The organism is Streptomyces sp. NPDC056296 (assembly GCF_042268605.1).
Classification (GTDB): domain Bacteria; phylum Actinomycetota; class Actinomycetes; order Streptomycetales; family Streptomycetaceae; genus Streptomyces.
In genome coordinates, this window is sequence record NZ_JBHJRX010000033.1 from 1 (window position 1) to 23,590 (window position 23,590).

Here is a 23,590-nt window from a genome sequence, read left to right on the forward strand (position 1 = left end):
CAGCTCCACTCCACAACCGGAGGCCTTCGCCGTCCTACAGATTCAGACCGTGTCGTCGCACAAACTCGACCAACCTGGCTGGGCAGTACACCTAGAGCAGCCTGCTCTCTGCCCCTGACCCTCGACGAACGGCACCCGCTGTTCGACGTTGCTCTGCCTGACAGTGACGGCGTGCTGCGCGCCGCCAGGTGGTGACCTGGTTCTCGATGTCCTGTCTGCGGCCCGAGGGGTCCCCTGCGTCCGTGCGGCCCGAGGGGTCCCTCAGGTCGCCATCAGCGCCGTCAGGGCTCGGTCCATTGCGGCGTTGAACTCTCCCGGCGTCAGCGGCAGACGGGACTTCGCCGACCGGTCCGGCGGAGACGTTGCCGCCCGGTTCAGTGGAAACAGCGCCGAGCGAAGCGATCGAGCCGATCGCGCCCATGGCGGGGCCGGAAGTGGAGCTCAACGCTCGCGACTGATGCGCGGGCGTCCTCGAAGTCTTCGCTACTTGCTCACAGCCCGGTCACCCTACGTGCACCTGAGGGAACGTACCCTCTAATCGCGTCGCTCACCTGTCCGGATTGGCGCCACTCAACTCGGCGTTGCCGTGTGACAGATGTTCAGCTGTGATGCATCACTCAGACGTACAGGTGATCACAGGGGAGAGAAGAGCGACGTGAAAAAGCAACGCGAGACCATGACGTACAGAGCATCGTCGGCCGGCCCGTGGGGCGGCGTGTGACGCTCGGTACCGATGGTGTCCGCCTCCATGGATACGACAGCACGGCTCGCCCCTCACCGGCGGCCCCGGAGTGGCAACAGCCTGCGGGAGCGTTCTCCCTTCCCGAGCCGCTGAGTGAGTTCGAGTGCGATCTCATCCGCCGCAGCGTGGCCGTAGTGGAACCGCAGGTCGATGAGCTGGCCGTCTACTTCTACGCGATCCTCTTCATGCGCTACCCCGACGTCCGTGGTCTCTTCCCGGAGAATATGGACATCCAGCGGGACCGCCTGCTGCGGGCACTGCTGCGCATCGTGGATCTGGTCGACGCCCCTGAGCACCTGGCCCGCTTCTGTGCCCGACTCGGTCGCGACCACCGCAAGTTCGGGACGGAACCCGGTCACTATGCGGCCGTGGGCGAGTGTCTGCTCGAAACGCTCGCTCGTTATGCCGGGCCTGCCTGGACCCCGGAGATAGCTCTGGCCTGGCAGCGGGCCTACGGGATCGCCTCCGAGACGATGATGCTCGCCGCGAACGACGACACCCGGCTGCGCCCCGCGACCTGGGCAGCACGGATCATCGAACACCGCCGCCTGGGTAACGCGCTGGCGGAGATCACCGTGGCGACGGATCCGGTGTATCCGTACCAGGCCGGACAGTATGTGAGCATGGAAACGCCGTGGCGGCCCCGGGTGTGGCGGCACTACTCACCGGCGAACGCCCCCCGGCCCGACTCAACCCTGACCTTCCACGTGCGTCACGTCTCCGGCGGGCACGTGAGCCACGCACTCGTCTACCGCGCGCAGGTGGGTGACGTCGTCCGCCTCGGCCCTCCCGAGGGTGACATGGTGCTCTCCTCCGCGTTCCAGGGCGATCTGCTGTGCGTGGCGGGCGGCACCGGTCTGGCTCCGGTCAAGGCTCTGATCGAGCAGATCGCCGACGAGCAACCGCGAAACGCGGAACGGCGGGTCAGCCTGTTCGTCGGCGCGCGTACCGGCAACGAGCTCTACGGGCTGAACGACATGCTGCGGATGTCGCAGCGGTACCACTGGCTGACGGTCAGGGCTGCCGTGTCCCACGAACGCATCCCCGGAGCGGAAGGCTCCCTCCCCGAGGTCATCGCCGCGTCCGGGCCATGGGGAGGCACCGAGGCGTTCGTCAGCGGACCGCCGGGCATGATCGCCGCGACCCGGGAGGCGCTGCAGCGCTGCGGGATGCCCGCCTCCGCGATTCACCACGACCCCTTGGGCGTACCGGTGCTGGATGCCCCCCTGGACTCGGCTCACGTCGAAGAAGAACAGGACAACCGCGCATGAGCGACCGACCCGCAGGACCTGGGTCCGCCGGAGAACACCTTCTTCAGAGCCATCTGGGGACGACAGACCGCGCCGCCGCGTTCTACGACCGTCAGGTGCAGTCCCACCTCACACCTGAGATGCGTGACTTCATCAGGCGCCAGGCCATGGTCTTCCTGTCCACCGCCGACGCGGCCGGCAACTGCGACACCGGCTTCCGGGCCGGGCCGCCCGGATTCGTCATCGACCTCGATGACCGTACCCTGACCTACCCCGAGTACCGGGGCAACGGAGTCCACGCCGGCAACGGAAACATCCTGGAGAACCCCCACCTGGGCATGCTCTTCATGGACTTCACCCACCACCACATAGGTCTCCACGTCAACGGAACCGCGCATGTGGTCGGCGACGGGGAGCAACGACACACCCATCCGTACCTGCCCGTCGACTCCGCACTCAGTCGTCAGCCCGCTCTGTGGGTCAACCTCAGAGTGGACGAAGCCTACGTACAGTGTTCGAAGTACATCCCGCACCTGGAGCCGGCGCCCCGCCCCCGAGGATCATCGACGGGCCGCCCCAAGGACAGCGACTATTTCGTCCCGCCGGTCGCCCATCACCACGAATCGGCGCGGGCGGGCGGATGGCGGACCGAGGGCACCCGCGGCGACCAGGCGGAGCGGCTGCGTCACACCGAAACCCGATGGACCGGCGTGCGCCCTCCAGACCTGCGTGAACAGGTATCCGCGGCGGAGGAGCCGCGGTGACTGCCCGCAATGCGAATGGCCCTCGATCGCCCATCCGCCATCAGTGGCAGTGACCGCTCTCGGTCGCCCGGCCGGTGCCGGTGGCGCCCAAGTCATCAGAGCGGCCGGCGTCGACGCGCGGCCACTGTGCTGTGGGACGTCCAACCGACCACTCCTCCCCCAGCGGCGGCCAGTCGGGAGCCCCGCCCAGGGTCCGCGTGGCGTGCCCGAGGCGCTGCCAGCCTGCCGGTGAGTCCTCCCAGGCCTCCTGGCGTCCGAACACCGTGAGGTCCATGAGCGCGTAGCTGTAGTCCACCGCCTCGGCCCCGCGACGTTTGGTCCAGTACGTCTCGAAGACACGGTCGCCGTCGCGCAGGTAGCACACCAGGTGGAACAAGCCGAGCTCCCGGCCGGCAAGAAGCGACTCGAGCGAGGGTTGGGCGGAATGCCACGGCATCGTCCAGCCCATGAAGGCGCGGTAGCGCAGGCTCTCCTCGTACGACGTCTGCGCATCCGCGAAGCCGTAGGCGGTGTTCCGTCCCTGACAAAACACGGTGAAGGTGATGTCACGGGAGTGCAGATAGGCCAGCTCGCCCACGTGGCTCATCACCCAGGTGCAGCCTTCGCACTGCTCCGCGGCTGGCCGGCCCGGCCACCACATGAAGTAGTAGGCGATCAACTGGCGTCGCCCTTCGAACGCGTCCAGAAGCGTCATGGGACCGTCCGGCCCCAGCAGCGGGCTGTCTGCGGCCACCTCGACCATCGGGAGCCTGCGGCGGGCGGCGGCGATCGCGTCGCCTTCGCGGGTGTGGGCCTTCTCCCTTGCCCGCAGCCCCTCCAACTGCTGCTCGAAGGTCGCGCGGTCGACGACCGGCGGTTGCGCCTTGTTCGGGTTCTCGGACATCAGCGGCTCCTGGGATCGCATCATCGTGGCTACGGATCGCTCCTCAGCGACGTAGTTGCCGATCGGGATCGCCGTCACACGCATCCGACCCGGCTCTACCGTGTTCGAACATACCCACTGCGTCACTCACCGTATCGGCCAGCGATCTCTGCGTGGGCCGGCATACAAGCTCATCGAGTCCGCACAGGCCCGCTGGCTCACCGTCAACGCCTCCCACCTGGTCGCGCCGGCTCGGACTGGCGCGAAGTTCGCGAAGGTCGAACGCGTCGAGCGACCCGAGAACACTTTGGTGTTGACGTCCCTACTCCTGCACTCCTGCACTCCTGCGCGGTGGCCCGAGTGGCCGTCCTGGACTCGCCGCAGCCGGCGACATGCGGGGCGTTGGCCGGTGTTTCAGTGCGCCCTGGGTACACGATCGCTTCGGTGCTTGAGTGAGGAGCAGGAGTATGGGTGTGAAGCTGGTGCGGATTCTGGGCGCGGCGACCGCCGCCTACAGTGTGGCGATCATGGTGCGGCCCGTCTGGCTTGCCCGGCCCTGTGGTCTCACCGACGATGACGGGCAGGTACAGGAGTCCACGGCGACGCTGATCCGGGCGGTCGGTGCCCGGGACGCTGCCATCGGCACGGCCATGGTCTGTGCCCGGGGCCCGCAGGCGCTGCAGGCGGTCAGCGCGTGTCGTGTCGCAGCCGACCTGAGCGACGCCGTCGTCTTCGGGACCGTACTGACCGGGCAGCAGCGGGTGAAGGTCGCCGACTTCGCGGCTGGGTGGGGGGTGCTGTGCGCGGTGGCCGCGGCCGGGCTCGGCCGGGCCGGCCGGCGGAGCAAGCCCGCCTCGTCGTGATCGCTGCGTACTGTCGCACGTCCGTTCCCGTGTCGGCACTGTCTCCGGCCGAGGCATGTGCTCGACGGGAGGTCATCTCCATCGTGGCGGGCGGCCGGTGTCGACGAGGTGGAAGTGGTCGCCGGTGTAGGTGGTGTCGCCCATCCACGTCACCGGCAGCGAGCGCACCCACGACGCCATCGTGTGGGGCACCGGGGCGAGGAACGCCGACGCGCCAACACCCGCCTCAACGACAAGCCGTTCACCAGCGAGCTGGACGGCGTCGGCCCCTGCATCGTGACGCCCGGGCCGTGGAGCGCGGCGGACTTCCGCTTCCAGGCCGAGCACATCGTCACCAGCAAGCTCAACAACGCCGGGCACAACTGCGTCGCCACCCAGATCCTGCTTCTGCCCCGCCACTGGGACGGCACGGAGCGGCTGCTCTCCGAGATCCGTCACGTCCTGCGCGAACTGCCGCGGCGCGGCGGCTACTACCCCGGCGCCGCCGACCGCCTCGACTCCGTGACCCGCGCCCACCCCGAGGCCGAGACGCACGGCGACGACGCCTGCCGCGTCCTCGTCCCGGACATCACCGACCCGGATGACCCGATGCTCACGGACGAGGTGTTCGCGAGCGCCCTGGGCGTGGTCCGTCTGCCGGGCGACGACGTACCCGACTTCCTGCGCGCGGCTACGGAGTTCGCCAACGAACGGCTGCCCGGCATCCTCGGCGCCACACTGCTGGTCCACCCCCGTACCGAACGCGACCACCGCGCCGCCGTGGACGACGCCGTCGCCACGCTGCGCTACGGCACGCTCGGCGTCAACTGCTGGTCCGGCTTCGGCTTCCTCCTCGGCTACACACCGTGGGGAGCCTTCCCCGGCCACACCCGCGAGGACATCGGCAGCGGCGTCGGGTTCGTGCACAACGCGTTCATGTTGGAGGACGTGGAGAAGACCGTCCTGCGAGCCCCCTTCGCTCCCTCCCCCCGCGGCCTGTTCACCGGCTCCCCGTCGCTGTCGCCACGTCCGCCGTACTACGTCACCAACCGCACCGGGCGCTCGACGATGGCACCCCTGACGGCCTACGCCACCGACCCGAGGCCGACCCGACTGCCGGGCATCTTCGCGTCGGCCCTGCGCGGCTGAGCCGGCTCGCCGACCGCTGGTCACCCAGTGGCGGTGCACAGTGATCCCGGCGCGGAACTGGATGGGCAGCCCAGTGCTGAAGTAGCCCAGTGCCCGGCGGTACCGTTCGCTCCTGGCGCGCCGTTCGGGGGTGTTCTCAAAGATCAGCCCGCCCAGCAGTTCTCGTCGTACCGCGCGCATCTCGGTCAGCACGACGTTCTGGATGACCGTCCAACGCCTCCCGATACGGGCCGTCCTCCCGACCCCCGTGGCGGGAGGACGGCCCGGGCCCTTTCCGGTGGAGCCGCCCGGTCAGTACAGCTTGTCGACGGCCGTGCTCGTGGTCTTCTTGAACGCGGCCACGGGCGCGTTCCCGAAGTTGCCCATCTGTCCCCACTTGACGACGGTGACGGTCCTGCCGTCCCGCCCGACCGACAGCAGGGCGACGTCGATGGCGCCCCAGGACGTCTCGGTGTGCAGGCCGCGGACGCGGGCGCCCTCCTCGACCGGCAGCTTGCCGTAGTCCCGGCCCTCGGCCTCGACGTCGGGTGAGGACTCCTCGATGCGGTCGGCGCAGGTGCGGATCAGGTCGTCGTAGTGCTTCGCCAGGGCCTTGGCCTGGGCGGCTGTGCCCGTCACGACGGTCAACTGCACGGCGCTGGTGTCCAGGTCGGTCCGGAACTGCCGGTGCCGGTAGTCGTAGGAGGGCACGCCTTCCGTGCTCACGCAGAGGCCGAGTTCCTCCGGGAACCCGTCGGTGACCGGCCCGGCGGTCCAGGACGACGTCGGATGCGGCGGCAGCTGGGACGCCGACAGGAACTTGGGCGCGGCGGCCTTCGGCGCGGCGCCGGCGGCCGGTGCCGTGAGGACCGTGCCCGCCGCGAGGGCGGCGACGGTGAGTGCGGTGAGAGCGCTCGTTCGGATGCGCATGGACATGGCCATGGGTGTCCCCCGGTGGATGAGTGCGTGGACGTGGATGCCGCGGCGAGGCCGACTGGTCGGCCCGGGCCTGGTCGGTGCGGCACCAAAAGCATCAGCGGTCACAGCGGCCGGGCGCAACAGCCGACGGCCGATCGGGCACGGTGGAACCATCCCAGGCCGTCTGACGTGCAGGTACATGGGGTGCCTGGGATACCGTCCCGGGCCGGGTGGGGTCGTACGAGGACGGGGGGGGACCTGTGCCGGCACAGGACGACGACGACGGCATCGACGAGGTGGCGGAGTTCGCGGTACTGCTGCGGGCGCTGAAGGAGGGCACGGACCGGAGCTATGGCTCGCTGGCCCGCCGTCTGGGCATGAACACCTCGACGCTGCACCGCTACTGCGCGGGCGACGCGGTGCCGCTCGACTTCGCCCCCGTGGAACGCTTCGCGGCCCTGTGCCGAGCGACCTCGGAGCAACGCCTGGAACTCCACCGCCGTTGGCTCCTGGCAGTGGCAGCCCGCCGTCGGCCTCGTACGGCGGGAGCCGCTCAGAGCGCGCCCGACGCCACGGCGGCAAAAGCCGTGAACGACGCGGCGGACGGACCGGACACAGCGGTGGAGGGCATCACCGAACGGAACACGGCGCCGAAGGCCGACGGCGGTCCGGTCGCCACACCGGACACAGCGCCGAAGGCCACCAACAGCTCGGGCGCCGAAACGGGCCCTGCGCCCGGAGAGCCCGGCGCGCCCGCGCGCCCGCTCCCGCGCCGCCCCTGGTACCGCCGTAGACGTCTCGTGGTCGGGCTGGCCTCCGTCTGTGCCGTGCTCGCGACGCTCGGCGCCCTGTCCGCGCTGCCGGACGGGCGGCGTGCGTCCGCCGACGGTCCTGCCCGGGTCGCCGGTCCGACGGCGTCCGGCACGGCGCAGGTCAGGGCGCCTGAGCGACGACGCGCCTCCCCCAGCCCGAGCGGCACCCCCACCTCCGAGCGGCCTTCAAGCTCCGCCGCCCCGAAGAAGAAGCCGAGCACCTCTCGCCCGCCCGACGCGACATCCGCCTCGCCCCGCGGCGAACAGCCCGCCGGGCTGCCCCTCACCTGGTCCGTCAACTCCCAGGCATGGAAGCTCGGTTGCGGTCACGACTACGTCATCGCCAAGCCGCCGGGCCAGGTTCCCCCTCCGCCTGCCCCGCAGGACGCGGCGCCATGGGCGGCGACGCAGAGCGCGGTGCACGGCGGCGAGACACTCGTGCAGTTGTCGGTGCAGGGGCGCAGCGACACGGCCGTCGTGCTGGAGGCGCTGCGCGTGCGCGTGGTCGGCCGTACGGCGCCGGCCGAGGGCAACGCCTACGCCATGGACCAGGGCTGCGGCGGCTCGATCACTCCCCGGTACTTCGCCGTGGACCTGGACAAGGACCGCCCCATCGCCCGCGCGGTCGCCGGGAACGACTCCGGCACTCCGATCCCGGCCGTGCGGATGCCCTACCGCGTCTCGGCGAAGGACCCCGAAGTGCTGCTGGTCACGGCCGGGACCAGGTCGTGCGACTGCCGCTGGTACCTGGAGCTGGACTGGTCCTCCCAGGGCCGCAAGGGCACCGTGCGCATCGACGACGACGGCCGCCCGTTCCGCACCAGCGCCATCGAGGGCCTGCCCCGGTACATGTACGACACCCTGCAACGCCGGTGGGGGCCCTACAGCTGAGGACGGGGCACGACGGAGGGGATGCCCCGGACGCGCATGCCGGGTCGTTCCCAGGACTGTGCGTCCTTCCCCTCTGCCCAGCCGCTCGCGGGGATCGACGACTGGCTGACTCGCGCTCCCCGACCTGAGCGGATGTGCGCGGTGCCCGGGCGATTCAGGCGGCGCTGCCGCCTTTCACATGCGAGGGAGCCCTTTCTCGCACCCCTCCCCCGGCAGTGGCCGACCCCTTGATCAATGGCTCGATTTTGTCTACCGACTGTCAGTGGCGTGAGTAAAGGTTGCGCATGTCCGGGCCCACAACCAGGGCCCTGGATGTTCGATTCCGTGCACCCCACCACCCAAGGGAGAAGCATGCGTACCGAGATCGTTCTGTCCCAGGATGCCCCCGAGCTGGACCTCGACCTGGATCTGCGCGTCTCCGATCTGCCGGAGCAGGCCGAGTCGTTCGGCCAGGGCACCTTCACCTCGCCGAGCAGCTACGCGATCGGCACGCGCTGCCCCATCTGTTGCTGACGGGCTGAGGCCCCCTCGGGGCTCTTCCGAGCGGGGCGGGCCCGGCGCCCGCCCCGCTCTTCCGTACGACGGCGAGGAGCACACACGTGGCGGCGGAGTCCGAAGCCCACCAAGCATCTGCAGCATTCGAGGTACGGGAGCCCGTGCTCGTCCGGATGGCGAGCCGGCCGCGCGGCGCCGCTCTGGCCACGGTCGACGCCGCCGAGCCGGTCTCCGGGGCGCGGCAACTCGTCTCCGATCCCCTGCTCGCTCAGGCGGTCCGGGTCGCCAGCGGCTCGCTGGCCCACAGCCTGGCCGGTCTGACCAGTGACGAAGGCGCGACCGCGCTGGGCCGCAAGCGGACCCTGAGCGCCGCGCGGACCCTGACGCGGTACGCCCGCCGCGCCGGGGCGCGCCCGACACCGTTCGGCCTGTTCGCGGGTGTCGGTACCGCCCGGTTCGGTTCCGCGGCCAAGGCGGAGCCGGGCACCGGTGAGGTCGCGGTCCGGCTCGACGGGGCGTGGCTGCGCCGCCGGGTACTGGCCTGGCTCACCGAGCCCTCCGTCCGCCGGCGCGTGGACGTCGTAGTCAATGACCTGTGCTTCCTGCGGGACGGGCGGCTGTATCTGCGTACCGGCGGTCAGGAGCAGTCGGTGCGTGACAACGCTCTGGTCAGCGCCGTGCGCGAGCGGGCGCGGACCCCGGTGCGGTATGCCGGTCTGCTCGTCTCGCTGGCGGAACGCTTTCCGGCGCTGGACGCCGAGCGGCTCGACCGTCAGCTGGCCGGGCTCCTGCAGCACGGCTTCCTGCTCACCTCGATCACCCCGCACCGCATCGACGGCGCGCTGCTCGACGGCATCGAGGCGGTCCTGGACGCGGCGCTTCCTGACGACGCGCAGGCGCTGCGGGACATCCGGGCGGCCTGTGCCCGGCATCAGGAGGACCCCCCGGGGCTGGGCGGCGACTCCTGGCAGCAGCTCCTGGACGAGGTCCGCCGCCTCGACGTCCCCGGCACGGACAGCGACGCGCACGCCCGGCCGCCGCTGCACGTGGATCTGCACATACCCGGCGAGTTCGTCGTACCGGAGGCGGTCGGGCGGGAGGTGTGCCGGTACGCGGCCGCGATCTGGGCGATCACCACGGAGTGGACGACGCTGGCGTACATGCGGGACTACCGCGAGCGCTTCATCGAGCGCTACGGCACCGCCTGCGCCGTGCCGTTGGGCGAGCTGGTCGACTCGCACCGCGGACTCGGCCTGCCCCCCGAGTACGGCGCGGAGCCCGCGTACGCACGCGGCGGCCCCGGCGACGAGGCGGACGGTCCCCGGCGCGCGATGATCGGCGAGCTGCTTCAGGAGGCCGTCCTGTCCGGCGGCGACCTGGTGCTGACCGACGAGGTCGTACGGCGTCTCGCCGAAGTCGCCGGGCACGATCCCGCGGCCGCGCCGCCGCGCAGCCTCGAACTCTGCTTCCAGGTGCTCTCCGAGAGCACCGCCGCACTGGACCGCGGTGACTTCCGGCTGCTCGGCAGCCCGCACATCGGCGCCTGGACGGCGGGCGCCACCGCGGGCCGGTTCGCGGCGGCGGCCGGCCTCACCGGCCAACTCGCCCGGCTGGCCGCCGACATCGACATCGCCGACACCGCCGTCACCCCAGGCGACGCGGTGATCGCGGCGCAGGTCGAGTTGATGCCCCGCGAGCCGCGCGGCCTCAACATCGTCCAGGTGCCCCGGCTGCTGCCGTACCGCATCCCCGTCGGCGTACCCGACGACCGGGACGACCCCTGCTGCCTGGACTGGCGCTCGCTGCTCGTCGCCGCCGGCTCCGACGGGCTGCGGCTGCTGCACCCGGAGAGCGGCCGTCCGGTCCGCCCGGTGCTGCCGCACATGCTGGCCCTGGACACACAGGCTCCGCCGGTGGCCCGGTTCCTCATGGATCTCGCGACGGCGCGGCCCCGGGTATGGTCGGGCTGGGACTGGGCAGGACATGATGCCCTGGCGTATCTGCCGCGCATCCGCTACGGGCGGGTGGTAGTGATGCCCAAGCGCTGGCTGCCGGGCCGTCGGCTGCGCGACGCGGCCCGGGCACCGGGCGCCGAGGTGTGGGAGCAGGGCCTCGACGCCTGGCGTCGGCGCCTTGCCGTACCGGACCGGCTGCAGATCGCGCGCAACGACCAGATGTACCCCGTCGACCTGCGCGACCGCTGGGACCGGGACCTGCTGCGCGCCGAACTGACCGCCGCACATCCCCAGTTCGTCCTGTACGAGGACCTGACGGCCGGCGGTGCGGAGCTCGGCTGGAACGGCGGACACAGCACGGAGATCGTGGTGCCTCTAGCGGGCGCGCGACGGTCCGCCCGGCGTACGGCTACGGCTACGGCGCCGGAAAGCGCCGAGCCGGCGCGGACCGCCTCGCCGGTCCGGCCTGCCCCCGCGCGGTTCCATCTGCCGGGCGAGGACTGGCTGTTCGCCAAGTGGTACGCGGAGCCGTCGGCCCACGATGCGCTGCTCGCCGAGCATCTGCCGGCCGTACTCGCCGAGGTCGAGGACGAGGTCGACCGCTGGTTCTTCCTGCGCTACCAGGACCCCGAGCCGCATCTGCGGCTGCGTTTCCACGGCGATCCCGTGGCGCTCAACGGCCGGGTGCTGCCCGCGATCAGCCGGGTGTCACGGGCCCTCGTCGAGAGCGGGGCCCTGCGCACGATGACCCTCGACGCGTACCGGCCCGAGAGCGACCGGTACGGAGGCGAGGCCCTGCAGGAGGCGGCCGAGCGTTTCTTCCGCACGGACAGCCTGTCGGCGCTCGTGCAGGTGCGCGCTCTGCGGGGCGCCGCGCGGGCCCTCCCCACCGCCGTGCTCGCCGGGCTCGGGCACGCGGTGCTCCTGGAGTCCCTCGGGGACTGGGACTGGTGCGGCTGGGTCGACCGGATGTTCACGAAGACCGCGGAGCACGAGGTCTACCAGCGGCACCGCGCCGTCGCCGACCGGCTGATCAGGCCGGGGGGCGCGGTGTCGTCGGCGGCGGAAGCACTCGCGGCGCCGTCCCTCGTCGCACTGTGGTCCGAGTCGCCCGAGCCGCGCGCGTACGGGCAGCTGATCCTGTCCGCTCCGGAGGCCGACCGCGACGAGGCCCTGCTGTCGCTGCTGCACATGCGGCACAACCGGCTGTTCGGCATCGACCGGGCGGCCGAGGCCCGCGGGTACGCGGTGCTGCGGGGCGCGGTGCGGACCCATGTCGGCCGTCGGCAGCACGAGAGCAGGAGCGGACGATGACCGGAACCCCCCGGGGCGGGACACGGGAGCACATGATGAACGGGACCACCGAGGGCGGCACACGGGAGCGCCCGGCCGGCCAGTCCGCTCAGGACCTCCGGGAGCGTGCTGCCGCCGTATCCGCCGAGATCCTGAACCGGCTCGCGGACCCCGCCGCCACGATGGCGGCCACGCGCATCCCGGCCCAGGCCGCGGACGACGGGGTCGCCGAGCCGATCTGGGCCGAGCTCACCCTCGGCAGCGGCAGCCCCGGGCTCGCGCTCGCGTTCACGGGAGCCGCCCGGGACGCGGCCCGGCAGGTGCCGCGCGCTCATGCGTATCTCACGGCAGGCACCCGCGCCCTCTCGGGCCGGCCCGCCGCCGCGAGCGGGATCTTCAAGGGGCCGGGGGCCCTGGCGTTCGCCGTGCTGCTCGCTCACCGCACCACCGGGGGCTACGTCTCCGCACTCCAGCGCTTCGACGCCTACCAGCGCGATCTCGTACGGACTGTCCTGCCGCCCGTCGAGGACCGGCCGCTGCCCACCATCGGGCACTACGAGGTCGTCCGTGGCCTGACGGGTGTCGGCCGCTATCTGCTGGCCCGGTCGGAGAGCTGTGAGGAGCCACTGACGGCGGTGCTCGACTACCTCGTACGCCTGTCGCTCGGCACCGTGGAGCACCAAGGCGCAGTGGTGCCGCGCTGGTGGGCCCTGGACGCGCCCCGGACCGGCTCCGAGGCGGCGTTCCCCGGCGGCCATCTCAACCTGGGCCTCTCGCACGGCGTCGCCGGGCCGCTCGCCCTGCTGGCCCTGGCCTGGGAGCAAGGTGTGCGGGTGCCGGGGCAGCGGGAGGCCATGGAGGCGACGGCCGAACTGCTGCGGACCTGGGCGGTGGCGGACCGGTACGGCCTGTTCTGGCCCGGCTACCTTTCCTTCTCCCAGTGGCAACGGGGCCCTGCCGCCTACGACGGAGACGCGAAGTGGCCTGCCTGGTGCTACGGAGCACCAGGGGTCTCGCGCGCTCTGCAGCTGGCCGGACGGGCGCTGGACCGGACTGACTTCTCGAAGCTCGCCCGCGCCTCGGTGGACCGGCTGCTCGTCCTTCCCCGGTCGGCCTGGGGCATCGACGACCATGCGCTGTGCCACGGTTGGGCCGGGGCCCTGCACCAGCTCGGCCGGCTCGACGAACTGTGGCAGGACCCCCGGCTGGCCGAGCTGCGGGACGACATCGCCGCCGAACTCGTCTCCGCCTTCGACCCGGCACTGCCTTTCGGGCTGCGTTTCACGATGACAAAGGTGCCGTTCGGCTCCGATGTCTCCGGCTACCTCGACGGGGCCGCCGGCGTCGCGCTCGCCCTGGACTCGTACGCGGTGGACGGCACACCGGCCGACTGGGACATGCCGCTGCTGCTGGCTTAGCTCGCGCAGCGCGGGATGTGCTGGGTCGGGACAGGCCGGCCGGGCTGCGTCGGGCGGTGCCCGCCGGGCTCCGTCGGACGGTACCGGCTGTGCTGCATCCCATCCCACGGTCCAGCCTCCACCGCTCCCGGCCAAGGATCTACCCGCGAGCCCCTGGCGCCCCTCCCCCTCACCGGCTCAGAGCGCGGCGCCCACCATCCCGACACCACGCGGGCCGTCCAACTACTCGTCCGCAACGGCGTCGTCGAATCTTGATGTCCTACTTAACTCGGTCGAGAAAGCTGAGTACCCGATGGTTGACCTGTATCGCGGCGTGTTCGTCGTAGGACGGGAGGCTGCTGTCGGCGAACAGGTGTCTGTCGCCGGGGTAGAGGAACAGCTCGGCATCGGCAGCCGCCCCGACGACCTCGCGGGCGGCGTCCACGTCGCCCTCCCCGGCGAAGAACGGATCTGCGTCCATGCCGTGAATCTGGACCGGGACGTCCTGGGGCCAGGCGCTGCCGAACTCCGAGGCCGGGACACATGCCTCGATCAACAGCGCGCCCTTCGCGCCGGGGCGAGTCTGGGCCAGCTTCTGCGCCGACATGACACCGAGCGAGAACCCGACGTAGACGAGATCCGCAGGCAGCCCCTCGGCGGCGGCGGTTCCACGCTCGGTGATCGTGTCGAACCCGGCGTTCTCGGCGTAGCCGATGCCTTCCTCCAGGCTCTCGAACACCTGCCCCTCGTACAGATCTGGGGCAAGGACGGTGTGTCCGGCCCGTCGCAGGTGCTCGGCGAACTCGCGAACGCCGGCGGTCAGCCCGTGTCCATGGTGGAAGACCAGCACCTCAGCCATGCTGCCTCCCCTCGTGCTGCGATGCCCGGGCGGCGCCGCGGCACGAGTATGCCCCGCGGCACTGACATCCGCGGGCCCGCATACAGGATCAGGATGGCGGCCCCGGTTCGATGATCCGTGAAAAGGGACAGTTGCGAGGAACCCGGCGATTGATGGTCGGGCGCCGTTGAGGTTGGCGGCCCGGAGACTCCACTGACGGCGGGAGCGCTCCCAACTGGTGACAGGGCTGCGGGCATGCCCGGAGCCCTGTCGGGATCAGCTGGTCGGGAAGTTGTCGGTACTGCTGATACGGCTCTTGATCAGCGCCCCCGACTCGGTCAGTACACCGCTGCTGCTGTAGTCGCTGCCGTTGCAGGTGCCCGGCTTGAACGCCGCGCTGCCCTCGTCGGCGTCGGAGTACGTCCAGTTCGCGTAGCTGATCTTCAGCTGGTCGAGGAGGTCAAGCCACGCGATGCTGCTCGCGCGGTCCATCGCACCACCGCCGGTCGCGCTCACTGTGCCGAACTCGGACACGAACAGGGGCAGTCGCGAGGCCGCTCGGCTCACTGCGGCGCGGTAGTCGTCCTTGTGGCTCGCGGCGTAGAAGTGGAACGCGTACATGATGTTGGTCGCGTTCACGGGGCTGTTGACCACCTCGCTCTCGTTGGAGCCGTCCGAGACACCCAGCGAGGACCAGCCGCGGGTGCCGACGATGATGACGGCGTCGGGATCGGCGGCCCGAATGACCGGAATGACCTGCTCGGCGTAGTTCTTGATGGCCGTCCAGCTCACGCCGTTGGGCTCGTTGGCGATTTCGTAGATCACATTCTTCTTGTTCGCGTTGCGGGCGGCCACGGACGAGAAGAACGTCTTGGCGCGGTCGAGGTTGTAGTTCGGGTCGCCCGGCGTCAGCGTGTGGAAGTCGATCACCGCATACATGCCGCGGGCCTCGGCCATGTCGACCATGCTGTTCACCCGGCTGGTGAAGCCTGCCGGGTCGGTCTCGTAGCCCTGCTCCTGCACGTACATGGCGACGCGGAACAGGTCCGACTTCCAGTCCTCGGCAAGGGCGTCCAGGGAGGTGTCGTTGTAGCACTTGCCGAACCACTGGATGCCGTGTGTGCTCATTCCGCGCAGCTGTATGGGGCGGTTGTACTGGTTGCACAGGTTCACGCCGCAGACGTGCAGTTGGCCGTTCGTGGCCACCGGAGTGCCGGTCGCGGGCGGGTCGGTCGGAGGGTCCGTCGGCGGATCGGTGACGGAGCCTGTGCAGGTCACGCCGTTGAGCGTGAAGGACGCGGGCTTCGGGTTGCTCCCCGTGAAGGAACCCACAAATCCCAGGTCGGCCGACGCACCGGTGGGCAGCGTGCCGTTCCAGTCGGTACCGGCGGCGGTGACCGCGGAGCCGGACTGCGACCAGGTCGCGTTCCAGCCCTGTACGACCTTCTGCCCGGCGTCCGCCATGGTGAACTTGAGGTTCCACCCGCTGACGGAATCCCCCAGGTTCGTGATCTTCACGCCGGCCTGGAAGCCGCCCTGCCACTGGCTGGTGATCGTGTAGTCGACCTTGCAGCCGGTGGCCGCCTGCGCCGAGGGCCCGGCGAGCGTCGTGAGGCCGACGGCCGTTGCGCCGGCCGCCAGTAAAACCAAAAGGCGTTTCAATGCGTTCCTCCTCGCACGAAGCGGACACAACTGGATGGGAGCGCTCCCAAAGCCCATCGGCCCGAGAACGTACACCTGCGCGCTGTTGCGCGATAGGTGTCGGACCGCCGAAATGCCGATGCCGTCCTGAAGAAACGGACAGAGCTGTCAAAGGGCTGATAACCGGCGACGGCCGCAAAGCAGGAGGGATCGGGTCAAGCACCGGTGATCAGGTCGAAGTGCTCCGCCCAGGAGCCCCCATCGTGGGCAACGGGAAGGTGGAAGGACCGTCCATGCGGTGGTTGGCGCCGTTCATGATGAACCGGGTTCCCGTCCGCAACGCGCAGTACTTGCCGATGACAAGCTGCTCGGGACCGTAGCGGTACACGACGTTGCGCGTCTCGAACGCGGTTAGGTCGTCAGGATCGTCGTAGTAGGTGACGTCACCGACGTCGATCAGCGACGACTTCACCACCTGCTTGAGAGGAGCGTCGGGGCGTCCCGGGGCCTTTTGCGGGCTTGGACCTCACCAGCCACAGGCCGGTGAACACGGCGGTGGCCAGTGTGATGGCGCCGGCTGCGACGAAGGCGCTGTTGAGGCCGGTCTCGAAGGAGGCGCCGCCGGATTGCCGGGTGCGGACGACGGCTCCCAGTACCGCCACGCCGAGCACCGCACCGATCTGCCGGGTGGTGCTGCTGATGCCTGACGCGAGGCCGCCTTCCTGCGGGCTGACCGCTTGGATGGCGGCGCCTGTCAGTGGGGACATGGCCAGTGCGAAGCCGGCGCCGGCGAGTCCCAGTCGCCACCACACGTTCCCGTAGCCGGTGTCCGCGTGCACCATGCCGAGGGTCAGCAGTCCCAGGCCGGCCAAGGCCAGGCCGGTGGTGACCACGATGCGGAAGCCGTGCCGGGCGGCGAGCCGGCCCGCGTACGGGCTGACGATCACCATGGCGAGGGATACCGGCAGGGTCTGCAGGCCGGCGAGCAGGATCGAGCTGCCCTGGACGTACACGAAGAACTGGGAGAAGAAGAACGACGAACCCATGAGCGCGAACCCCACCACGACCATGGCGGTGTTGGCCACGCTGAACAGGCGCTGCCGGAACAGTCGCAGCGGCAGCACCGGTGCGGGACGACGCGCTTCGACGGTGACGAAGGCGGCGAGGAGGATCACCGCGGCGGCGAAGCAGCCCAGGATGACCGGTGAGGTCCAGCCGCGGGCACCACCCTCGATCAGCCCGTAGGTCAGTACCCCCACCGCCAGAACAGACAGCACCGTGCCGGGGATGTCGATCGCGGGGGCGCTCGGATTGCGGGATTCGCCGAGGTGATGCAGGCCGACAAGCAACAGGACCACCCCGACGGGCAGATTGACCAGGAAGATGGCGGGCCAGCCGAAGGCTTCTGTCAACACGCCGCCGGCCACGGGGCCTGCGGCCAGACCGATTCCGCTGATTCCGGCCCACAGGCCGATCGCCTTCATCCGTTCTTGCGGCACGGGATAGGCGGCGGCGAGCAGGGCGAGCGAGGCCGGACTCAGCGCCGCGGCTCCGATGCCCTGCAGCACCCGGCCGGCGACCAGCCAGCCGACCGAGGGCGCGAGACTGCACAGCAGCGACGCGACCGTGAACACTGCCACGCCGGACAGGTACACCCGCTTGCGGCCGAACCGGTCGGCGAAGACACCGCCCGACATCAACAGCATGGCGACCAGCAGTACGTACGAGTCGACGATCCATTGCAGACCGGTCAGCTGAGTGTGGAGCCGGTGCTGCATGTCGGGCAGCGCCGCTCCGACGATCGTGTTGTCGAGCAGCACCATGGCCCAAACAGGTCACCGTGAGCAGCATGACCCGGTTTGGTCGACTGCCTGCGGTCGCATGCGATGCGGCCATGGGATCCCCCTCGATTGTTGGTTGCGCCGGCCACGGTCGACGCGGGTGGCGATACGCCTCGCCCCCTAACGCAGGCGTCGGCTGCGTTAGGAGACTGTAAAGAGACGCGCCCTTAAACGCAAGTACCGACTGCGTTAAGGTGGGGGCATGAACGAGGGACAGCGAGCCCGGCGGCCCGGCGGTCGCAGCGCCCGCATCGGCGCGCAGGTGCACCAGGCCGTCACCGACCTGATCGGTGAGCGCGGCTACGGCAACTTCACCGTCGGCGAGGTCTCAGCGCGCGCAGGTGTCGCCGACAGCAGCATCTACCGCCGGTGGGGCAGCCTGGAAGCCCTGCTCACCGACGTGGCGCTCACCCGCCTCAACGCGCAGTCGCCGATGCCCGACACCGGGAGCCTCGCCGGCGACCTGCGCACGTACGCGGCCCAAGTGGCCCGCGAGATCACCGGACCCGACGGCCCGGCGGTGCTGCACCTGGCCGTCGCCCTGTCGAGTACAGGTCAGCAGGGTCTGCAGGCTGGAGCCGACCTCCGCGCCGAACGCACCCGGCAACTGCAGTCCATGCTCGATCGCGCCCGCGACCGCGGCGAGGACGCACCCGACGCGTTCGACGTGCTGGACCACGTCCTGGCGCCGATGTACATCCGCGTCTTGTTCGGCATGGTCCCGCTCACCCCGGACTACATCGACGGCCTGGTCGACCGATTGCTGTGACCCCGGCCCGGTCCCGGGATCAGCCCTCGGACGCAGCGCCAGGGCACCATGACGTGCTCGCCGACACGCTCCCGACCCGCTCGGGCGACCTTCTCTCCTTCATCCTGAAGCCGGCGGACACCCTGCAGCCGGCGGACGATCTCGGCGACGTCCAGCGCGCAGTGGAAGATGATCGGCCGCGTTGATCTCCGGGCGGGTGAGACCGCGGGGCGGTATCAGCGGCGATGGACGCTCACCGCGTAGCCGCCGCCGTCATACGGGTCTGCGCCCCAGGTCGCGAAGCGGTCGGTGAGGGTGAGGCCGGCTCCGGTGCAGTAGGCGTCGTACTGCGTCAAAGTGAGGCCGGGCGGTACGGGGAGGTGGTCCTGGTCCAGGCCGAAGCCGGCGACGAGCAGGCCGCCCGGGCGCAGCGCGCGGGCCAGCGTAGCCGCGACGTCGGCTTCGGTGCCCGGAGCGAGGAGGGGAAAGACATTGCCCGCGGCGACGACGAGGTCGAAGCCAGGAGTGATGCCCGCGGCGGCCGGGTCGAAGTCGGACAGGTCGGCTTCCAGCCAGGTCAGTCGCGGCGCACTGCTGCGGGCCACACTCAGCATGGAAGCGTCGCTGTCCACGCCGACGCCGTCGTATCCGAGTCGGGCGAGCTCGATCAGGACCCGGCCCGTGCCGCAGCCCGCGTCCAACACTCGTGCCCCGCGGGGCACCAACGTGGCGCACAGTCGCGCCTCACCGTGTACGTCCTGTCCGTGTTCTGCGAGTTCCGCGAAACGAGCGGCGTACTCCTCACCGGACGTACCTCCGGTCAGCTGCTCCCATCGGTTCATACCGGCGAGTCTAGGTCCACGATCGCCTGGTCATTCCGGGAGCCTGCCCTCGCCGTCACGGGGACGCCACGCCCGGAGTCGGCTCGCGCGCCGTGGCCCGGCGCGGAGCGGGCGCCGTGTGCGTCAGTGCCGTACGTGCGGCCAGTCGGCGAGTTCCTCGCCGTCGGCGGGCTGAGCGGTGGCCTGATCCACGGAGTCGTGGAACGAGTAGACGGGACGCAGCCCGCCGAGGGAGAAGACGCGGAGCAGACGCTCGTCGTCGCAGGCGATGCGCAGCGAGCCGTGGTGGGCCTGGATGCGCTTGGTGACCGCGACGATCATGCCGAGCCCCGCCGAGTCCAGGAAAGGGGCGCCGCAGAGGTCCAGAACGAAATGTCGGTGACCGTCGGCCACGAGTCGGAACACCTCGGCTCGCACGACGGGCGCGAAAGCGATGTCGATCTCACCCGTGGCGTCGACGACGGTCCAGCCATGGGTCACGCGGAAACCGACCGACCCCTGCGGTCCTGCCAGGCCCTGATCACTCACGTTATCCATCCCTCAGATCGCCGACCGTTTTGTCCCTTCTCATCCAGGAAACGGGAACGGCAGCGCGGTCACAAGGGCCCGGATTTCAGATGGTGAGCGAGAGTCCCCGGGACACACGCTCCGCGGTGACGACCAGCCGCGCCACGGCATCCTCGAGGGAGGCGGCACGGCTGACGTTCAGGGAGATCCCGAGCGCGCCGATGGTGTCGCCCTGGCGCACGGGCACCGCCACGCACGCGGTGCCGAGGGCGTACTCCTCGACATCGGTGACGGCAGGCACCTGAGCAGCGGCGTCGAGACGTCGTAGCAGTTCGCGCGGGTAGGTGATGGTGCGAGGGGTGAGATCGTTCAGCGTGTGACGGGAGAGGTAGTCGGCGCGAGCCTCCTGGTCCAGTTCGCGCAGCACGCACTTGCCCAGCGCCGTGGCGTGTCCCGCGTCCTCGAAACCGACCCACAGATCGACCCGCGGGGCCTTCGGGCCGTCCACGATCTCCGCGACCCGGATCTCGCCGTCCTCGTAGAACGTCAGATAGGCCGCGGCCGACAGGCCGTCGCGCAACTCCGTGAGCGTCGGACGGACCCGGCTGAGTGCCGCCTGATCACGGCTTCCTCCGTGCAGCGCGCCCAGCTTCTCGCCGAGGATGAAGGTGCCGTCGTCGAGTTTGCGCACGTAGCCGTCGTGCACCATCGTGCGCAGGAGATGGTAAGTGGTGGCCAGGGCCAACCCTGTCTCACGCGCCAGCTGCTTGGCCGGGACACCGCCCTCGTGCGCGCCGACGGCTTCCATCAGCCGGAAGGCTCGCTGCACCGACGATATGAGTGTGGGGCCGTCCTTTCCACTCATCTCTCCACGGTGCTCGCCCACGCCGGTCCACGCAAGTCCGCGGCCGGTTGGCTCGTCAGGAGGGGCGTCTGACGGTGCTCCGGCCCGTTGCGGCACCTGACGCCGGGAGTCCCGGGCGGTAGGGCAGAGCCCGAAACGGTGCCGGCTTCGCTCCCCTCCACGCCGGTCCGATCCGCTGCCGACAGCCGTTGGCCGGAAGCGCTCACCCGGCCGCATCGGGCGAGTCACAGCTCTGGACGGTCGTCCCGGGGTGTGCTCTCATCCTCAGTGCGCTCTCGCCTTCCAACGATGTACAACGCCGCGACCTCGTACCCCCGTCGGCACGGAGCCCTGCCCCCGTGCGGCCCGTGGTGGGACCGGCGGCACCGAAGCATCCGAGTCCACAGTCAGGAGACCCGCATGTCCGTCAGCAGACGCGCCCTCCTCGGCACCGGCGCCCTGGCCCTCGGCACGGCGGCGCTGGGCGGCCCGCTGAGCACCTCCGCGACCGCCGCCACGTCGAAAGCGGCCGGTGCGCTCGCGCCCGAGGCCTTCCGCAAGCTGCCGGCGGGCAGCGTCACCGCGCGGGGCTGGCTCGCCGGTCAGCTCAGGCTGCAACTCGACGGCCTGTGCGGCCGGTTCGAGAGTCTGTCGCACTTCCTCGACTTCTCGGCCACGGGCTGGGTGCACCCGGAGCGCGGGGCGTGGGAGGAAGTGCCGTACTGGCTGCGCGGATACGTGCCGATGGCGGTCGCCACCGGGGACCGGGAGGCACTCGCGCGCTCGGGCACCTGGATCGAGGCGATCCTGGCCACTCAGCAGAGCGACGGCTTCTTCGGACCGCGCGCGTTGCGTACGTCGCTGAACGGCGGTCCGGACTTCTGGCCGTTCCTGCCGCTGCTCCAGGCGCTGCGCACGTACGAGGAGTACACGCGGGACGCGCGCATCGTCCCCTTCATCACCCGGTTCCTGCGCTTCATGAACGCCCAGGGCCCCGGCGCCTTCAACACCAGCTGGGTCTCCTACCGTTGGGGCGACGGCCTCGACGTCGCCCTGTGGCTGCACCGCCGCACCGGCGAGGCGTTCCTGCTGGACCTGGCCACCAAGATGCACACCCTGGGCGCCGACTGGACGGGTCCCACGCCCTCCCGGCACAACGTCAACATCGCCCAGGGCTTCCGTGAGCCCGCGCAGTACGCGCTGGTGACCGGTGACGCGGAGCTGATCCGGGCCACGTACCGGGCCTACGACCAGGTCATGGACGTATACGGGCAGTTCCCCGGCGGCGGCATGGCCGGGGACGAGAACTACCGGCCGGGCTTCACCGACCCGCGGCAGGGCTTCGAGACCTGCGGGATCGTCGAGTTCATGGCCAGCCACGAGCTGCTCACCAGGATCACCGGCGACCCGGTCTGGGCCGACCGGTGCGAGGACCTGGCCTTCAACATGCTGCCCGCCTCCCTTGACCCGCAGGGCAGGGCCATCCACTACGTCACCAGCGCCAACGGCGTCGATCTGGACGACCGGCCGAAGACACAGGGGCAGTTCCAGAACGGCTTCGCCATGCAGGCCTTCCAGCCCGGCGTCGACCAGTACCGCTGCTGCCCGCACAACTACGGCATGGGCTGGCCGTACTTCACCGAGGAGCTGTGGCTGGCCACCCCGGACGGTGGACTGGCGGCGGCGATGTACGCCCCGAGCCGGGTCCGCGCGCAGGTCGCCGGGGGCACGACGGTCACCGTCACCGAGGACACCGGCTATCCGTTCACCGAGACCGTCACGCTGACCGTGTCCACGCCCGGCCCGGTCGCCTTTCCCCTGCGGATGCGGGTGCCGGGCTGGTGCGACGGGCCGGAGGTCCGCGTCAACGGCCGCTCCGTGGCCGCGCCGGGCGGACCCGACTGGGTCACCGTACGGCGGACCTGGCGCAACGGCGACAAGGTGTCCCTGCGTCTCCCCCAGCGGACCACGCTGCGCCACTGGCCCGACCAGCACGACGCCGTCAGCGTCCAGCACGGGCCCCTCACCTACTCCCTGCGGATCGGCGAGCGGTACGAGCGCTACGCGGGCGACGACGCCTTCCCCGAGTACGCGGTGCACGCCACCTCCGCGTGGAACTACGGTCTCGCCGCGTCGCCCCGACTGGACTTCACCCCGACGCGGGGCCCGGTGCCCGACAACCCCTTCACCCACGAGACGGTCCCGGTCCGCATCACCGCCGAGGCCCGTCGCATCGAGGAGTGGATCGCGGACGACGAGAACGTGGTCGCACCCCTGCAGGCCGGGCCGGCCCGCAGCGACTCCCCCGTGGAGACGGTCACCCTGGTCCCCATGGGCGCCGCGAGGCTGCGCATCACCGCGTTCCCCACGGCCGCACCCGACGGCAGGGCCTGGACGCCGGAACCGCCCTTCCGGCGCGTCCAGAACAGGCACAGCGGCAAGGTCCTCGCCGTGGACGGCATGTCCCTGGAGAACAGCGCGCGTGTGGTGCAGTTCGACAACTCCGGTACCGCCGACCACGCCTGGCAGCTCGCGGACCAGGGCGAGGGCTGGTACCTGATCCGCAACGGCAACAGCGGCAAGGTCCTCGGCGTCGACGGAATGTCCACCGCGAACAGCGCCCGTGTCGTCCAGTACGAGGACAACGGCACCGCCGACCACCTGTGGACGCTGGTGGACGACGGGGACGGCTGGTACCGCATCCGGAACCGGCACAGCGGCAAGGTCCTCGGCGTCGACGGGATGTCGACCGGCAACAGCGCGCAGGTCGTCCAGTTCGACGACAACGGCACCGCCGACCACCTCTGGAAGTTCGTGTGACGCGTCGGGAGTGAGTCGGGAGTGAAAGGAGCGTTTGCCGCACCTGGGTTGACGGCGGATCAGTGAAGTGGTGCGCGAGGTCTGGACAGATGCGGAAGGGCGTGTTGTCATTCCGCTGACACCAGCTTTCCAACGTTGCAAAGAGCGCTTCCGAGGAAGG

Annotated in this window: 18 protein-coding genes and 2 pseudogenes; 11 read left to right on the forward strand and 9 right to left on the reverse strand. The window is 70.5% G+C overall.

Annotated features, from left to right (window positions below):
- Window positions 1–867 precede the first annotated feature (867 nt).
- Together ACFCZF_RS23800 and ACFCZF_RS23805 are read left to right on the forward strand one after the other, a co-directional pair.
- On the forward strand, window positions 868–2,013 hold the full coding sequence (locus tag ACFCZF_RS23800; RefSeq protein ID WP_375911076.1) for a globin domain-containing protein: 1,146 nt from the start codon (window positions 868–870) through the stop codon (window positions 2,011–2,013).
- Window positions 2,010–2,756, forward strand: a complete 747-nt coding sequence (locus ACFCZF_RS23805; RefSeq protein ID WP_375911073.1) for a pyridoxamine 5'-phosphate oxidase family protein — start codon at window positions 2,010–2,012, stop codon at window positions 2,754–2,756. Before ACFCZF_RS23800 ends, ACFCZF_RS23805 begins: the two co-directional genes overlap by 4 nt.
- A 40-nt stretch (window positions 2,757–2,796) precedes the next feature.
- Here ACFCZF_RS23805 and ACFCZF_RS23810 read toward each other — a convergent pair whose 3' ends face one another.
- Window positions 2,797–3,639: a DUF899 family protein gene (locus ACFCZF_RS23810; protein ID WP_376673370.1), complete on the reverse strand. Its 843-nt coding sequence runs from the start codon at window positions 3,637–3,639 to the stop codon at window positions 2,797–2,799.
- 446 nt (window positions 3,640–4,085) lie between these two features.
- Between ACFCZF_RS23810 and ACFCZF_RS23815 the strand changes: the two genes are divergently transcribed.
- Together ACFCZF_RS23815 and ACFCZF_RS23820 are read left to right on the forward strand one after the other, a co-directional pair.
- Window positions 4,086–4,481 (forward strand): hypothetical protein, encoded by a 396-nt coding sequence (locus ACFCZF_RS23815; RefSeq protein WP_376673371.1) that lies wholly within the window; start codon window positions 4,086–4,088, stop codon window positions 4,479–4,481.
- Between the two features lie 183 nt (window positions 4,482–4,664).
- Entirely contained in the window at window positions 4,665–5,609 is a 945-nt protein-coding gene (locus ACFCZF_RS23820; RefSeq protein ID WP_376673372.1) for a hypothetical protein, read from the forward strand.
- A 291-nt stretch (window positions 5,610–5,900) separates the two neighbouring features.
- Here the strand turns inward: ACFCZF_RS23820 and ACFCZF_RS23825 are convergent, their stop codons facing one another.
- On the reverse strand, window positions 5,901–6,524 hold the full coding sequence (locus ACFCZF_RS23825; RefSeq protein WP_376673373.1) for a hypothetical protein: 624 nt from the start codon (window positions 6,522–6,524) through the stop codon (window positions 5,901–5,903).
- A gap of 242 nt (window positions 6,525–6,766) precedes the next feature.
- Between ACFCZF_RS23825 and ACFCZF_RS23830 the strand changes: the two genes are divergently transcribed.
- The 4 genes from ACFCZF_RS23830 (at window position 6,767) to ACFCZF_RS23845 (ending at window position 13,370) form a co-directional block, all read left to right on the forward strand.
- Window positions 6,767–8,209 (forward strand): helix-turn-helix domain-containing protein, encoded by a 1,443-nt coding sequence (locus ACFCZF_RS23830; RefSeq protein ID WP_376673374.1) that lies wholly within the window; start codon window positions 6,767–6,769, stop codon window positions 8,207–8,209.
- Between the two features lie 351 nt (window positions 8,210–8,560).
- Window positions 8,561–8,722: an SCO0268 family class II lanthipeptide gene (gene lanA / locus ACFCZF_RS23835; RefSeq protein ID WP_375923583.1), complete on the forward strand. Its 162-nt coding sequence runs from the start codon at window positions 8,561–8,563 to the stop codon at window positions 8,720–8,722.
- Window positions 8,723–8,808: 86 nt separating this feature from the next.
- Window positions 8,809–11,973 (forward strand): lantibiotic dehydratase, encoded by a 3,165-nt coding sequence (locus ACFCZF_RS23840; protein ID WP_376673375.1) that lies wholly within the window; start codon window positions 8,809–8,811, stop codon window positions 11,971–11,973.
- Complete coding sequence (locus tag ACFCZF_RS23845) at window positions 11,970–13,370, forward strand: lanthionine synthetase C family protein (protein ID WP_376673376.1); 1,401 nt, start codon at window positions 11,970–11,972, stop codon at window positions 13,368–13,370. Before ACFCZF_RS23840 ends, ACFCZF_RS23845 begins: the two co-directional genes overlap by 4 nt.
- Before the next feature lie 259 nt (window positions 13,371–13,629).
- On the opposite strand, the gene ACFCZF_RS23850 is transcribed toward ACFCZF_RS23845, so the two are convergent.
- The 4 genes and pseudogenes from ACFCZF_RS23850 to ACFCZF_RS23865 form a co-directional block, all read right to left on the reverse strand.
- A complete protein-coding gene (locus tag ACFCZF_RS23850) occupies window positions 13,630–14,208 on the reverse strand; it encodes a dienelactone hydrolase family protein (RefSeq protein WP_376673377.1) in 579 nt (192 codons plus the stop codon).
- Window positions 14,209–14,463: 255 nt separating this feature from the next.
- Complete coding sequence (locus tag ACFCZF_RS23855) at window positions 14,464–15,849, reverse strand: cellulase family glycosylhydrolase (protein WP_376673378.1); 1,386 nt, start codon at window positions 15,847–15,849, stop codon at window positions 14,464–14,466.
- Window positions 15,850–16,049: 200 nt separating this feature from the next.
- Window positions 16,050–16,303, reverse strand: a pseudogene (locus ACFCZF_RS23860) (antibiotic acetyltransferase); the annotation flags it as partial.
- Window positions 16,272–17,724, reverse strand: a pseudogene (locus ACFCZF_RS23865) (MFS transporter). The pseudogenes ACFCZF_RS23865 and ACFCZF_RS23860, both read right to left, overlap by 32 nt.
- A 147-nt stretch (window positions 17,725–17,871) precedes the next feature.
- Here ACFCZF_RS23865 and ACFCZF_RS23870 point away from each other — a divergent pair.
- Window positions 17,872–18,438, forward strand: a complete 567-nt coding sequence (locus ACFCZF_RS23870) for a TetR/AcrR family transcriptional regulator (RefSeq protein ID WP_376673379.1) — start codon at window positions 17,872–17,874, stop codon at window positions 18,436–18,438.
- Window positions 18,439–18,491: 53 nt separating this feature from the next.
- Window positions 18,492–18,623, forward strand: coding sequence for a hypothetical protein (locus tag ACFCZF_RS23875; RefSeq protein WP_376673380.1), 132 nt, complete (start codon window positions 18,492–18,494; stop codon window positions 18,621–18,623).
- 30 nt (window positions 18,624–18,653) lie between these two features.
- On the opposite strand, the gene ACFCZF_RS23880 is transcribed toward ACFCZF_RS23875, so the two are convergent.
- The 3 genes from ACFCZF_RS23880 to ACFCZF_RS23890 all read right to left on the reverse strand — a co-directional run bounded on the left by ACFCZF_RS23880 (window position 18,654) and on the right by ACFCZF_RS23890 (window position 20,631).
- Window positions 18,654–19,259 (reverse strand): class I SAM-dependent methyltransferase, encoded by a 606-nt coding sequence (locus ACFCZF_RS23880; RefSeq protein ID WP_376673381.1) that lies wholly within the window; start codon window positions 19,257–19,259, stop codon window positions 18,654–18,656.
- A 123-nt stretch (window positions 19,260–19,382) separates the two neighbouring features.
- Window positions 19,383–19,787, reverse strand: a complete 405-nt coding sequence (locus tag ACFCZF_RS23885; RefSeq protein ID WP_375923559.1) for an STAS domain-containing protein — start codon at window positions 19,785–19,787, stop codon at window positions 19,383–19,385.
- An 85-nt stretch (window positions 19,788–19,872) separates the two neighbouring features.
- Complete coding sequence (locus ACFCZF_RS23890) at window positions 19,873–20,631, reverse strand: IclR family transcriptional regulator (RefSeq protein WP_376673382.1); 759 nt, start codon at window positions 20,629–20,631, stop codon at window positions 19,873–19,875.
- A gap of 399 nt (window positions 20,632–21,030) precedes the next feature.
- Between ACFCZF_RS23890 and ACFCZF_RS23895 the strand changes: the two genes are divergently transcribed.
- Window positions 21,031–23,430: an RICIN domain-containing protein gene (locus ACFCZF_RS23895; protein WP_376673383.1), complete on the forward strand. Its 2,400-nt coding sequence runs from the start codon at window positions 21,031–21,033 to the stop codon at window positions 23,428–23,430.
- Window positions 23,431–23,590: the final 160 nt, after the last annotated feature.